This is a genomic window from Pseudomonas phytophila, assembly GCF_025643095.1.
Classification (GTDB): Bacteria; Pseudomonadota; Gammaproteobacteria; order Pseudomonadales; family Pseudomonadaceae; genus Aquipseudomonas; species Aquipseudomonas quasicaspiana.
Genome location: NZ_CP081201.1, coordinates 2,646,681 through 2,661,777, shown reverse-complemented (window position 1 = coordinate 2,661,777; position 15,097 = coordinate 2,646,681). Strand labels below are relative to the sequence as shown.

The following is a 15,097-nucleotide window of genomic DNA, read 5'->3' as shown; positions in this document are numbered from 1 at the left end:
TTAAACCGCCACCGAAGCGTGGAACATTAACCGTTGGTAGCGCCGCAAGCCACTTTTGTCTGCGACAAAATGACGCTCTGGCTTTTCCCGCGACGCTCTACGTTGTGCAGACGGCAAACATTCGAACACCCCAAGGCTGCAAATGATAAAGCGCTTGCCGTCGCAAATCACAAAAAAAGCCAACGCAGCTTTCAAGCCACGCTGCGATCGACCCCACTCAAGGGGTCAGCACCAGAAACAGACGTTGAGCGATCTCCTTGCCTATCGAACTGCGGTAAATGCTGACCACCTCCTGATTGGCTTTTGCCGCCTTGACCAGTGCCTTGTAGCCCAGCAGCCGCTGCGCCGGTAATTTCAGATGCGCCGCGGTGAATGCTTCAGGGCTGGCACTTTCGGTAGCGTAGTGAAAATGCGCCCACCAGAGTATCTGATGGTCTTTGTCGCGAATGGCAAACTCCTGAAGGAAATCATCACGCCGGGCTCCAGACATATTTTTTCGACCGCCAAAACTGGAAATATCGATCTCCCGCTGCTGATGCAGATAACTGATACGCGCAGCTGTGGGTGGCTGTGCCTTGATCATCGCAATACGAATCAAGCGCCCCTGATCTTTCAAGCGGGCGGCCGCCGCTGCCAGATCCTGCATATCTGTTGCGAAACCTGAAGCAGATGCCTCATCACTGAAGGGCTTCATCTGGTCGATCAGCACGATCAGCTTTTCAGCCCTTTGAACGAGAATATCTTCCATGTCCTCAGGCTCACTCGCCCGTTTTGATTGCCTCCATGCACTGTTGATACTGCCCTCCACTCTTGCCAGATGTTCCCGGGCCTGCCGCTGCAGCTCTGCTGGCAAGGCGCGGGGGATGACTGGCTTAGCGGCGGACTCAGGCGTCATGACCTCAACCCACTCACCGTCAGCGTGCTGATGCCATGTGTTGATCACTTTACTGGTCAGCGCATCGGAGACATCCACCACATCGCCCTCAGACTCGACGGCGCTCTGGCGAATGTTGCCGATGAAGGTCCGGTGGCCGCGGGTTTTGATCACCCGCTTGCCAGGCCTCGCAACCCTGGGCCTCTGTTCAGGAAACGTATCTGATGCTTCGGTATTTTCCTTGATCAACAGCGTGAGCCGTTGCAGGGCGACATCTTGAAAGGCACCGATCTGGGCAATGAACTGCTCAAGGTATTGACCTCTCCTGCCCGAGAACTCCAAAGCATGAATGTAGGTACTGATGTCACTGGCTCGACCGTACTCTTTGAGCGCACTTTCCAGAACACTGATGCTTTCAGCCAGTGAATACGTATTGGGCCTGTCCAGCTCAAGGTGGGATGCAATCGCCGCATGCAGATTCTGGTCGTTACGCAGAGTCCTCAGTTGCTTCAGGTCATCACTAAACATGCTTTCTGGACGACTGAACACCAGCTCAAGCGTCGAAAACATATGAACGGCTTTCCAGTCCAGATTCGAAGGCTGATTGTTGCCGTATGCCTCTGTGACTTCATTGCGCCAATATTCCTGCCCCACTTTTGGAACGTCACGCAGTTGAACCCAAACGGCCTCACGCATCTGTGACCAGTGCAGCCCTTTTGTCTGGGCGATCGTCAACTTGCGGAACAGATCAAAGTAAGCTTCAGCATTCTCGGGCACCACTGCTTCGCCAGAGGCCAGGGTGCGCAGGTTCGCCAGTTCATTATTGGCAATGATTGCCTGATCCTGAAAAAGCATGCCTTCGAAGTAACAGATATGCCGGGCCAGACTCTGCAACTGGATGGCAACGTCCTTTTCCGCAGGGCGGTCCCCCGGCCGGTGTTCCCGCTCCAGTTTGACACGCTCTTGCATCACACTGACCAGCTCGGCCAGGTCGCTTTCATAGCGATCCATAAAAAGCTGACGCACCGGGCCCTGCGCAGTTTTTAGCTGCTGATCGTAGGCCAGCATGTTTTTCAGCAATGCATCACGCCGCTTCACAAGTTCGGACAGGCCATCGTTAATACGCCGGGCGTTCGCTGCATTAGCCTGCGCGAGTTTTCGGGCATTCTGTTTTGGGCCGCCACCACGTAAATGCAGCCCCAGATCCAGCCGCCACTCCAGGCCGTCCCGAGTCAGCCAGGGCCCCTTAACGTCAGGGTCATCGTCCTGAACGATATACACACAGTCCTGGTCAGCGATAACGCGAAACAAACTCCCATCAACCCGTGCGTACCACTTTCCATGGCCCTCGTACAAACCGGTGTAAACACCAGAGAGAGTCACTGCATCAAGGGGCGGTTCGGGTGAGACATTAAAGGTCAGCAGCCTGGAGCGCTGAGCTGCAGTAAGTCGAGAAAGCGGGTTGGACCAGCTGAAATCGAGCCCGTCCCTACCGGCCGACATATCCAGCGTCCGCGGAGCCATCGGGTTTTCATCCATTTCTTGAGAGCTGAGCGTCGCATCAACCCCAGGCTTGCCACTACGAACCACCGGGCCTGAGGCTGATATGACACCCTGATGCAGGACAATCATCGCCACGTTGAGCAGCAAATCCGCAAGCGCCGCCGAGCGCGTACCTTGCTCGGCGTCATCCGGCAGCGTCAGGAGCTGGTCGGCGCTGCCTAGCAATTGCAAAAGCCACGCGGAGTGGCCTAATGAGCCACCAACAAGGGGTAGCAACATCTCGAGCAGCAGCCAGCCTCCTTCCTTAAGGTTCGCCCAGCGGTTTTCGACGTTGGAAACCGACTCGCGATCGGCTAACTGCACCAGCGCCATGGCAACGGCTTTGAACAACGCTTCAAGCGGATCACCAGCCATGACATCGCGGCTCAATACTGTCGGTTGCGGCCGCTCAAGCGGCTCAAACTCGGAGCCAAGCCCGAAGCGGACTATATGTGGCTCATCGAATCCTCCGTTGGCATAAACAGGGCGTGCCGCATCACTCAGCCAGGTCAGTACCTGTTGTTGCAAGGCACCGGGCTGAGCGATGGCGTCACGCAGAGCTTTCCAGTTGCTGAATTGCGTCAAAGGCGTCGCGAGAAAGGGCTGATAGAGCAGATATGGGCCCGACTCGATGTTCAGCGGGCCAATCACAAACATATTGCCGACATTGTCCACCTGCCCCGTGTGCCAGGCCTTGAAACCCAAAGTGCGCAGAACTACAGACTGCTCGTCTTCTTCGCGCATGGGCCACAAATCGTTCAGCAAGGCAGCAATCAACCGGCAACCGGCATCACTTATCGCCCCTTCCCGTTTGAGCTTCTGCTCCAGAGCCTTCAGCGGAAGCTGGATACGCAACTGATTGCAGAACAGCAAGCGTCGCCTGTCAGCTTCATTGGCATCGGTAATCAGCAATCTGCGCAGCAATTCTGGGTAGGTCTGGCCGACGTTGACTGCCTGAACCAGGTGCTTGGCATAACCTACGGTCAGCCAGTCCGGCAAAGGCTGATCAGTGCTCCGGCGTAGCGTCACCGTACCCACAGGTAAGCCGACAAGATTCTCCAGCGCAAACTCAGACAGTGTCATGCGAACATTTTCCACTTCCCCCTGAGCAAACACCTGACCGCCAGACCCGGCGGCCACAGCGGTCACTTTGTCGATGACCAGCTCTATCTCGCTCAAAGGTACCTGTGTGGCGTCTGGATGATCCTCAAGCATCTGCCTCACAAGGGCCTGAGACGCAAACTCCGCGATGGGCGGCAATCCCTCGTTAAATGTCCTGCCTTGCGTATTGGCTTGCAATACAGCCAAAGCGGTCATGGATCGGCTGTAAGAGATTCGGTCCGAATCGCTTGCCTTGCTTAGCCATTCAGGAAGCGACTCGGCATCAGCCTTTGGCTGTTTGACGAATAAAGCCCCAACATCTGTCGACGCTTCCAGGTAACGCTCAAGCGTCGCGACTTCCAGATAGGCTGCATGAGTCAAGTAATGCACGGCCCTGATCTGATTTTCCAGAATGGCACGACCCAGATCCTCGAACACATCGTTATCAGGCTCGTAGAACCCCCACTCCAGAGATTGATGCCTGGGGTCCTGAATGAAGTCCTGCCGCAGGCGCGTCACCCAGCCAGCCAGCGTGTAGCGTTCACTCTCCCCGAAAAGACGGTAAACCAATACCTCAGGGTCGGTCGTCGACTGTTCAAGTGCCACTAACGCGGGTATCCCCCGCGTTTCCGAAACACCATCCTGAATCAGCGTTACATACGCAATACCCGCCTGAACCCCCGGCTGTTCGTTTTTGCCACACAGAGTAGTGATGGTACGGAGCATGGCACGCTGATCTGAACGAGACGCATCAAGCGCCGCCAACCGACCCATGACATCTCGCCTGATCGACTGCGAAAGCCAGGCCCAGCGAGTCGTAAGCCTGCCACCGATGGCGCAGGGCCGGCTCCAGAAATCAGCAATCGACTGTTTGAAGTCGCCGATCAGCGCCAATGCTGACTGGTCGACGATGGTACTGATTTCCTCCATATCCACAGCTAATGGCTGCTCAGATGAAGCACCGTGATCGGCCATAAGCGCAAAGCCAGTGTTCGTCCACTGCGGTGTTGCCCGGCGCTGAAAATATTCAAAAAGGCTATCCACCAGAGAAGGCCTTATTGATTTGGGCGACATAGCCGGGTCGCCTGAGGTCCGGGGCACGACCGAAACCGCCTCAGGGTCGATGGCCAGGTCTGGAAAACGCACAATTAAAGCACTGCGCAGGCTGCTCGTAGCCAGCTCACGCAGAGAAGGACGGGAGGCGAATTGCTCCGCCACGGCCAGTTTGATCGTCATGGATTTAACTCTTGGTGATTGAAATATCTCACCGGAGTTAACACCTTCGACGGGCTGGCAATGACATACAAAAGTAATGCAATCCGGCCCCTGCCAACGGTCTGCCGAATGCACGTACAAAGTATCAAGAGTTGTCTTTAAGGCGTTTTACACATATCGTTACAATTGTGCAGTGCGTGCAGGCAGGAGCCTCAAGCGGTGCAGCAGGACATAAAAATACAACGGATCCTTTGGGGCCTTTGTCGCTTCAACATAACCGGACCAGAGCCCTCTGGCTAATGTTGAAAGTGCGCGAGGCCCTGACCAGATAGCCCAAGCGAGTAATTTTCAATGACCTCGAACACCGGCAAAGGCAAGGCGATATTTCGCGTTGTCAGCGGCAACTTCCTTGAAATGTTTGACTTCATGGTCTACGGCTTCTACGCCACTGCCATCGCCAAAACCTTCTTCCCTGCCGACAGCGCATTCGCCTCACTGATGCTTTCACTGGCAACGTTCGGCGCTGGCTTCCTCATGCGTCCGCTGGGGGCGATCTTCCTTGGCGCTTACATTGACCGCCACGGCCGAAAAAAAGGTCTGGTTGTCACCCTGGCGATGATGGCCATGGGCACAGTGCTGATTGCCTGTGTGCCGGGTTATGCAACCCTCGGCGTCGCTGCGCCGTTGCTGGTGCTGCTGGGTCGTTTGCTACAGGGCTTTTCTGCTGGCGTGGAACTGGGAGGTGTCTCGGTTTATCTGGCGGAGATATCTACCCCTGGCCGTAAAGGTTTCTTCGTCAGTTGGCAGTCCGCCAGTCAGCAGGCCGCCGTGGTCTTCGCCGGCTTGCTGGGTGTTGCCCTGAACCATTGGCTGAGCCCGGAAGAGATGGGCGAATGGGGCTGGCGCGTGCCGTTCCTGATCGGTTGCCTGATCGTACCGGTGATTTTCGTGATTCGCCGCTCGATGGAAGAAACCCCGGAATTCGAAGCTCGCACTCATCGCCCGACGCTGAAAGAAGTGGTGCGCTCGATTGGCCAGAACTTCGGCCTGGTGCTCGGCGGCATGGCGCTGGTGATCATGACCACCGTGTCCTTCTACCTGATTACTGCGTATACGCCGACCTTCGGTAAAAACGAATTGCACCTGTCCGACCTCGACAGTTTGATCGTCACGGTTTTCGTCGGGATTTCGAACTTCATCTGGCTGCCGGTGATGGGCGCGCTGTCTGACCGTATTGGCCGCAAACCTTTGCTGGTTGCCGCAACCGTTCTGGCCATTGCGACGGCGTACCCTGCCCTGTCCTGGTTGGTCGCCAACCCGAGCTTCGGTAACCTGCTGATGGTCGAGCTCTGGTTGTCATTCCTGTACGGCTCGTACAACGGCGCGATGGTGGTTGCCCTGACCGAGATCATGCCGGTAGAAGTGCGCACGACCGGCTTCTCCCTGGCCTACAGCCTGGCAACTGCGACCTTTGGCGGCTTTACCCCGGCAGCGTGCACCTACCTGATTCACGCGCTGGACAACAAGGCTGCACCGGGCATCTGGCTGACAGGCGCAGCAATTCTTGGGCTGGTCGCCACACTGGTGCTGTTCCGCAAAGGCGGCCAGAAGCTGCAAGCGCCTGAAGCTGTGACTGCCGGATAATCCGGGGTCGCCGCAGTAGGAGCGCGATTGCCCGCGATAGCGTTAGTTCATGCAAGAAACTATCGCCTGATTCAACGCTATCGCGGGCAAGCGCGCTCCTACAAGATCTGATCTCTGCAATACAGAACATCAAAAACAGCGCACAACAAAAAACGCCCCGACCAGTTACCCGGTCGGGGCGTTTTCGTTTCTGCTTGTAGCGTGTCGCTTAAAGCCTGTAACTGCTCTTAACGCGGGAACGCTGGTGGGTTAACGCCCGCCATGTCTTCCATCACGCGCACCACCTGGTGGCTGTAACCGAATTCGTTGTCGTACCAGACGTACAGAACAACGCGGTTATCGTTGGCGATGGTTGCTTCAGCATCCACTACACCGGCGTGGCGCGAGCCGACGAAGTCAGTGGAAACCACTTCCTGGGAGTTCACGAAGTCGATTTGCTTGTGCAGGTCCGAGTGCAGCGCCATGTAGCGCAGGTACTCGTTGATTTCTTCGCGGGTGGTCGCTTTCTCAAGGTTCAGGTTGAGAATCGCCATGGAAACGTTCGGCGTCGGTACGCGAATCGCGTTGCCGGTCAGCTTGCCAGCCAGCTCAGGCAGTGCCTTGGCAGCAGCAGTGGCAGCACCGGTTTCAGTAATTACCATGTTCAGCGCGGCGCTACGGCCACGGCGATCGCCCTTGTGGAAGTTGTCGATCAGGTTCTGGTCGTTGGTGTACGAGTGAACCGTTTCAACGTGACCGTTGACGATGCCGAACTTGTCGTTGACGGCCTTGAGCACCGGCACGATGGCGTTGGTGGTGCAGGAAGCCGCAGAAACGATCTTGTCGTCAGCAGTGATTTCACCGTGGTTGATACCGTGCACGATGTTTTTCAGCTTGCCTTTGCCTGGAGCGGTGAGCACTACGCGGTCGATGCCTGGGCACCCAAGGTGCTGACCCAGACCGTCGGCATCACGCCATACACCGGTGTTGTCTACCAGCAGTGCGTCCTTGATACCGTACTGGGTGTAATCCACCTCGGTCGGATTCTTGGCGTAGATCACCTGAATCAGGTTGCCGTTCGCAGTGATGGTGCTGTTGGCTTCATCAACAGTGATGGTGCCATCGAAGGAACCATGCACAGAGTCGCGGCGCAGCAGGCTTGCGCGCTTGACCAGATCGTTCTCGGCGCCTTTACGGACGACAATTGCACGCAAACGCAGGCCATCGCCGCCGCCGGTTTTTTCGATCAGGATGCGCGCCAGCAGGCGACCAATCCGGCCGAAACCGTACAGCACAACATCAGTGCCCTTGCGTGGCGAAGCGTTCTGCTGCCCCACCAGCTCGGCCAGCTCTTCACGAACGAACTGCTCGGCAGTGCGGCCGTTGCCTTCAGTCTTGAACTTGACGGCCAGTTTGCCGAGGTCCACCGAGGCTGAGCCCAGCTTGAGCTCGCTCATGGCCTTAACGAGCGGAAAAGTCTCGTGTACGGACAACTCGCTTGCATCGGACTGGCGGTGACGCGCAAAGCGGTGAGCTTTGAGAATCGCGATAACCGATCGATTGATCAGGCTGCGGCCATAGATCGAACTCACCACATTATTATTGCGGTAGAGCTGACCGATAAGCGGGATCATCGTCTCGGCGAGAGCTTCACGATCAATCCATTCACCAAGACACTGGTCGGGCTTCTGAGTCACGGGAACCTTCCACATGTAGGGGCTGAAAAAAGGGGCTACATTATGCCGCCGCCTTTGTTTAAGGGCAATGCGCCGTAGTCAGATCAGCGAGCACTACATTTTGTTCCGCTGCACTTCAGAAATTGCCAAGGCGTGCACTTCTGAATCACAGCGTAGTCTTAGACCTGACATTTGCACCCTTCCCCCGGTACAATCGCGGCCCTCGTCGCAACGCTTGGAGCTCAATCTTCCGTGCCTGTTCTGCGTCTACCGCTACTCCCTGCCGCGGCAGGCAAACAACACTGGGGCAACCTTCCCGGTGCCGCGCTGAGCCTGGCGATTGCCGAGGCTGCCAGTGCCGCCAAGCGCTTCACCCTGCTTTTGACCGCCGACAGCCAAAGTGCCGAGCGACTCGAGCAAGAGCTGAAGTTCTTCGCACCCAGCTTGCCGGTGTTGCATTTCCCGGACTGGGAAACCCTGCCCTACGATTTGTTCTCACCGCATCAGGACATCATTTCCCAGCGGATTGCGAGCCTTTATCGCCTGCCAGAGCTGGTGCATGGCGTTCTGGTAGTGCCCATCACCACAGCCCTACATCGTTTGGCGCCGACCAAATTCCTGCTGGGCAGCAGTCTGGTTCTGGACATTGGCCAGACGCTTGATATCGAGGCCATGCGCACACGCCTGGAGGCCAGCGGCTACCGGTATGTCGACACGGTTTACGAGCACGGCGAATTCACGGTACGCGGCAACCTGATCGACCTGTTCCCGATGGGCAGCAAACTGCCGTACCGGATCGACCTGTTCGATGACGAAATCGAAACGCTGCGCACCTTTGATCCTGAAACCCAGCGCTCCATCGATAAAGTCGAGTCGGTTCGCCTTTTGCCTGCGCGTGAATTCCCGTTGCAAAAGGAAGAGGTGACACGCTTCAAGGCCCGGTTTCGCGAACGCTTTGATGTGGATTTCCGTCGCAGCCCGATCTTTCAGGACCTGAGCAGCGGCATCACACCGGCCGGTATCGAGTATTACCTGCCATTGTTCTTTGAAGAGACCTCGACGCTGTTCGACTATCTGCCTCAGGACACTCAAGTGTTTTCCCTGCCGGGCATTGAACAGGCCGCAGAAAACTTCTGGAATGACGTACGCAACCGTTACGAGGAGCGTCGCGTAGACCCCGAGCGGCCTCTCCTGCCTCCCGCTGAATTGTTCCTGCCTGTGGAAGACTGCTTTGCCCGCCTGAAAAGCTGGCCTCGGGTAGTGGCGAGCCAGCAGGACGTCGACACCGGCGTCGGCCGTGAGCGCTTTCCGGCGCAGTTGCTGCCGGAGCTGGCGATCGAAGCCAAGGCCAGTCAGCCATTGGCCGCCCTGTCGAAATTCATTGAAGAGTTCGACGGCCGCATCCTGTTTACCGCAGAGTCAGCGGGTCGCCGCGAGGTGCTGCTGGAACTGCTCGAACGTCTGAAGCTGCGACCTAAAACGGTCGACAGCTGGAATGACTTCGTTGAGGGCAAGGATCGCCTGTCGATCACCATCGCTCCACTGGATGACGGCCTGCTGCTCGAACAACCTGCTATCGCCCTGATCGCTGAAAGCCCGCTGTTCGGGCAACGCGTGATGCAGCGTCGGCGTCGTGAGAAACGCACCGACGGTGGCAATAATGACGCCGTCATCAAAAACCTCACCGAACTGCGTGAAGGTGCTCCGGTCGTTCACATCGACCATGGCGTCGGTCGCTATCTGGGGCTGGCGACGCTGGAAGTGGAAAATCAGGTCGCCGAGTTCCTGATGCTGGCCTACGCCGAGGACGCCAAGCTGTATGTCCCGGTGGCCAACCTGCACCTGATCGCCCGTTATACCGGCAGCGACGACGCTCTGGCCCCGCTGCACCGACTGGGCTCGGAAACCTGGCAGAAAGCCAAACGCAAAGCCGCCGAACAAGTGCGCGACGTCGCGGCCGAGCTGCTGGACATTTATGCCCGCCGCGCTGCCCGCGAAGGCTACGCATTCGCCGACCCCAAAGCCGACTACGCCACGTTCAGCGCGGGCTTTCCGTTCGAAGAAACACCAGACCAGCAAACCACGATCGATGCCGTACGCGCCGACATGCTCGCGCCAAAACCCATGGACAGGCTGGTCTGCGGCGATGTGGGCTTCGGCAAGACCGAAGTGGCCATGCGCGCAGCGTTCATTGCCGTGCATGGTGGTCGTCAGGTGGCGATTCTGGTGCCGACCACCCTGCTCGCCCAGCAGCACTACAACAGCTTCCGCGACCGCTTCGCCGATTGGCCGGTGAGCGTTGAAGTGATGAGTCGCTTCAAGTCCGCCAAGGAAGTCAGTGCCGCGGTCGCGGATCTGGCTGAGGGCAAGATCGACATCGTCATCGGCACGCACAAGCTGCTGCAGGACGACGTGAAGATCAAGAACCTGGGCCTGGTCATCATCGACGAAGAACACCGTTTTGGTGTGCGTCAGAAAGAGCAGCTAAAGGCGTTGCGCAGCGAAGTCGATATTCTGACCCTGACCGCGACACCGATCCCGCGCACGCTGAACATGGCAGTGTCGGGCATGCGCGATCTGTCGATCATCGCCACGCCGCCCGCCCGACGCCTGTCGGTGCGCACCTTCGTCATGGAACAGAACAAGCCGACGGTCAAAGAAGCCTTGCTGCGTGAACTGCTGCGCGGCGGTCAGGTGTACTACCTGCACAACGATGTGAAGACCATCGAAAAATGCGCCGCCGATCTGGCCGAACTGGTGCCGGAAGCGCGTATCGGTATCGGTCACGGGCAAATGCGTGAACGCGACCTCGAACAGGTGATGAGCGACTTCTATCACAAGCGCTTCAACGTTCTGATCGCCTCGACCATTATCGAAACCGGCATCGACGTACCAAGTGCCAACACCATCATTATCGAGCGCGCTGATAAATTCGGTCTGGCGCAACTACACCAATTGCGTGGCCGGGTTGGACGCAGTCACCACCAGGCCTATGCTTACCTGCTGACACCGCCACGCAAGCAAATCACTCCGGATGCAGAAAAGCGTCTGGAGGCCATCGCCAATACTCAAGATCTGGGTGCCGGTTTTGTACTGGCCACCAACGACCTGGAAATCCGTGGCGCGGGCGAGCTGCTGGGCGACGGCCAGAGCGGGCAGATTCAGGCAGTAGGCTTCACGCTGTACATGGAAATGCTCGAACGTGCGGTGAAATCGATCCGCAAGGGCGAACAACCGAACCTTGATCAACCACTGGGCGGCGGACCGGAGATCAACCTGCGCGTGCCAGCCCTGATACCGGAGGCCTATTTGCCGGATGTGCATACCCGCCTGATTCTCTACAAGCGCATCGCCAATGCCACTGACGAAGACAGCCTCAAGGATCTTCAAGTGGAAATGATCGATCGCTTCGGCTTGCTCCCCGAGCCAACCAAGCATCTGGTGCGCATTACCCTGCTCAAATTGCAGGCCGAGCAACTGGGTATCAAGAAGGTCGACGCAGGCCCACAAGGCGGGCGCATCGAATTTGCTGCCGACACGCCGGTTGATCCACTGACCCTGATTAAATTGATTCAGGGCCAACCCAACCGCTATAAGTTCGAAGGTGCCACGCTGTTCAAATTCATGGTGCCCATGGAGCGTCCGGAAGAACGCTTTAACACCATTGAAGCGCTGTTCGAGCGCCTGACCCCGAAAACTGCTTGAAGGATTCATCCATGCGTGTGCTTCACTCACTCATCCTGCTGCTGACGCTGATCGCGCCAGCAGCCTTTGCCGATGGCAACTTTCAGGTCGAAATGATCCTGTTCCGCCAGCAAGGCGAACCGGCTGCAACGCGTCAGGTCGCACCCGAGAACTGGGCAGCCAACGCACAGAAGATTGATGCACAGAGTGAGCGCGGCGTTGCCTTGAAGGACCTGGCTGACAAACTCAACGCCAGCGGTACTTATCAGGTATTGCTGCACCGCGCCTGGCAGCAGAGCCTGAGTGCGGAGCCGGGAAAGGTCGCCGTCAGCAGCGGTGAGGAACGGTGGGGACACTTCCCGATTGAAGGCACCTTGAGCATAGGCATTGCACGCTTCACCGATATCGCGGCAGACTTCTGGGTCAACCAGCTTGATGCCCATGGTGTGCTGACCAGCAGCGAACGCCTGAAACAGACCACCCGGGTCAAGAACGGCGAATTGATCTATATGGACCACGGAAGTCTGGCCATGCTGGTGAAAGTATCGCCTCTTTAATTATTCAAGTAGCGCAACACGTGCTTCTTTTTCCATTCAAGCATCGCTACGGCGTAGGGCTGTCCTGAACTGTGTCGTCCAATCTTGAAAAGGTCCTCGCTTGGTCGTGGACAGATTTATTTACCAGCAGAACCGTTGAACGGGGGTTTGACTATGCCCACGAAGACCGTATTCAGCTTGAGGAACTCAACCCTGACTCCGCACGTACGACATGCCGAGGCTCAGGTTCGGAAGTCTATACACAGACTTTCAAGTTCAGAGACCCTGACCGCTTCGCCAATGCCCTGATATGCAAATGCACTTGCCCGATGCGCGAGAACTGCAAGCATTGTGTGGCGGCCTTGTTTTATCTTCATGCACCGCAGAACAGCAACGCTTTGGAGGCTGCGCTGGACACCACTCCGTCTGTGCAGCGACCGCGCATCGAAAAAGCGCCAGCCCTGCCCGAACGACTGGTCGATGACATCAAGCCGCAGCCACGCCTGATGCTGGCCAGCGTCGAGTTCAGCGCCTACGAACCGCGTAACGGCCGCATGCAACGGCACATCCAGCATCGCGCCGCCCTTGCCTTCGGCTACGACAAACACTACGCCACCGGCACGGCTAACGTCAGCATCCTGGTCAGCTCTCTGGGCAGCGATCTGGTTAACCAGAAAAGCGACATCATCGAACACCGTGAAACAGAGACCCTGCGTATCCGCCGTCAGGGCGAGCTGGAACGCCAGCAACGCCAGGTTCTGCAGGACATGGGTTTCCGGGTCGCAACGCGGCAAAGCAAAGCGCTGCCGGACACCGCCGGTGATATGTTCGACCTGCCCAACGACAAGGCCTGGCTGCACTTCGTGCTCAACGACTTGCCGCGCCTTGAAGAACAAGGCTGGGAAATCGTTATCACTGACGACTTTGCCTTCGACGTGACGCCCGTGGACGACTGGTACGCGGTCATTGACGAAGAGGCCGAGCGCGACTGGTTCGATCTGGAACTGGGCATCATCGTCAACGGCGAACGCTTGAGTCTGCTTCCGATCCTGATCAACCTGCTGCGCAGTCATCCGGAATTGATGAGCGCGGCCGGGATCGCCAAGCGCGGCGACGACGAACAACTGCTCGTGCAGCTCAATCACTTCACCCAAAATGGCGGTGGGCCGGTGCAGATCGCCCTGCCCTACGGGCGTCTGAAACCGGTACTGGCCACCCTGGGCGATTTTTATTGGCGCGAAGAAGGCAGCAACTCGTTACGGCTGAACACTGCCGACGCCACGCGCCTCGGTGAGCTGGATGACTTGCCCCTGAGCTGGCAAGGCGGCGATCGTCTACGCCAGTTCGCGGACCGGCTGGCCAATATCAAGGACGCTCCGGTCGTCGTACCCGAAGGGCTTAACGCCACATTGCGGCCCTACCAGCACGAAGGCCTGAGCTGGATGCAGTCGTTGCGTGAACTGGAAGTCGGTGGCGTGCTGGCCGATGACATGGGTCTGGGTAAAACCCTGCAGACCCTGGCACACCTGCTCATGGAGAAACAGGCCGGCCGCCTGGATCGTCCGGCGCTGGCCGTGATGCCCACCAGCCTGATTCCCAACTGGCTGGACGAGGCCGAGAACTTCACGCCGCAATTGCGGGTACTGGCGTTGTATGGCGCCAATCGCCACGCCGACTTCGAAAATCTGAATCAGTATGACTTGATTCTGACGACTTATGCCCTGCTACCTCGTGACGAAGAAGTGTTGGCGAAGCTGCAGTTGCACACGCTGATCCTTGATGAAGCGCAATACATCAAGAATCCCAACAGCAAAGCCGCCCAGGCCGCTCGCAGCCTGAATGCCAGACAACGTCTGTGCCTCAGTGGTACACCTTTGGAAAATCATCTGGGCGAACTGTGGTCGCTGTTCCACTTCCTGATGCCGGGCTGGCTGGGCAGCAGCAAGGAATTCAACAGCAACTACCGCAATCCTATCGAGAAGCACGGCAACATGGAGCGCCTTCAGCATTTGAACGCGCGAATCAAACCGTTCCTGCTGCGTCGCACCAAGGAACAGGTCGCCACCGAGCTGCCACCCAAGACCGAGATCATCCATTGGGTCGAACTTAACGAAGCCCAGCGCGATGTATACGAAACTGTTCGCCTGGCCATGGACAAGAAAGTCCGCGACGAGATCACCCGCAAAGGTGTAGCGCGCAGCCAGATCATCATCCTTGAGGCGTTGCTCAAGCTGCGCCAGGTATGTTGCGACTTGCGTCTGGTCAACAGCGCACCGGCCAACCCGCGTCAGGGCCACTCCGCCAAACTGCAAAGCCTGATGGAGATGTTCGAAGAGCTGCTGGCCGAAGGCAGGAAGATTCTGCTGTTTTCGCAGTTCACTTCGATGCTGACCCTGATCGAAGCCGAACTGAAGCAGCGCGGCATTGAATACGCCCTCCTTACCGGATCGACCCGAGACCGACGCACGCCCGTGCAAGCGTTCCAGGCGGGCAAGCTGCCGATCTTTCTGATCAGCCTGAAAGCAGGCGGCACCGGTCTTAACCTGACAGCAGCCGACACCGTGATCCATTACGATCCATGGTGGAATCCGGCAGCAGAAAATCAGGCCACCGACCGTGCTTATCGCATTGGCCAGGACAAACCGGTATTCGTCTACAAGATGATTGCCCGAGGCACCGTGGAAGAGAAGATCCAGCGCCTGCAGCAGGAAAAGTCAGCACTCGCAGCCGGGGTGCTCGATGGCCGGGTGACGGGCGACTGGAAGCTGCAAAGCGAAGACATTGCCGCCCTGTTTGCGCCATTGCCGGCGCAGACCAGGAAGGACAAGAAGTAAGGGCATTACGCC

Annotated in this window: 6 protein-coding genes; 4 read left to right on the top strand and 2 right to left on the bottom strand. The window is 57.6% G+C overall.

Going from position 1 to position 15,097, the window contains the following annotated elements; translation table 11 throughout:
- Positions 1-217 precede the first annotated feature (217 nt).
- Positions 218-4,753, bottom strand: coding sequence for a dermonecrotic toxin domain-containing protein (locus K3169_RS11895; RefSeq protein WP_263271692.1), 4,536 nt, complete (start codon positions 4,751-4,753; stop codon positions 218-220).
- Positions 4,754-5,083: 330 nt separating this feature from the next.
- Here K3169_RS11895 and K3169_RS11890 point away from each other — a divergent pair, with 330 nt between their 5' ends.
- Positions 5,084-6,376, top strand: coding sequence for an MFS transporter (locus K3169_RS11890; RefSeq protein WP_099269245.1), 1,293 nt, complete (start codon positions 5,084-5,086; stop codon positions 6,374-6,376).
- A 227-nt stretch (positions 6,377-6,603) separates the two neighbouring features.
- Here the strand turns inward: K3169_RS11890 and K3169_RS11885 are convergent, their stop codons facing one another.
- Complete coding sequence (locus K3169_RS11885) at positions 6,604-8,067, bottom strand: glyceraldehyde-3-phosphate dehydrogenase (RefSeq protein WP_027898081.1); 1,464 nt, start codon at positions 8,065-8,067, stop codon at positions 6,604-6,606.
- A 216-nt stretch (positions 8,068-8,283) separates the two neighbouring features.
- On the opposite strand from K3169_RS11885, the gene mfd reads away from it, so the two are divergent.
- From mfd to K3169_RS11870, 3 genes are all read left to right on the top strand, one after another.
- A complete protein-coding gene (gene mfd, locus K3169_RS11880) occupies positions 8,284-11,736 on the top strand; it encodes a transcription-repair coupling factor (protein WP_099269244.1) in 3,453 nt (1,150 codons plus the stop codon).
- Positions 11,737-11,747: 11 nt separating this feature from the next.
- On the top strand, positions 11,748-12,272 hold the full coding sequence (locus tag K3169_RS11875) for a CsiV family protein (protein ID WP_231672381.1): 525 nt from the start codon (positions 11,748-11,750) through the stop codon (positions 12,270-12,272).
- A 71-nt stretch (positions 12,273-12,343) separates the two neighbouring features.
- A complete protein-coding gene (locus K3169_RS11870) occupies positions 12,344-15,085 on the top strand; it encodes a DEAD/DEAH box helicase (protein ID WP_099269242.1) in 2,742 nt (913 codons plus the stop codon).
- Positions 15,086-15,097: the final 12 nt, after the last annotated feature.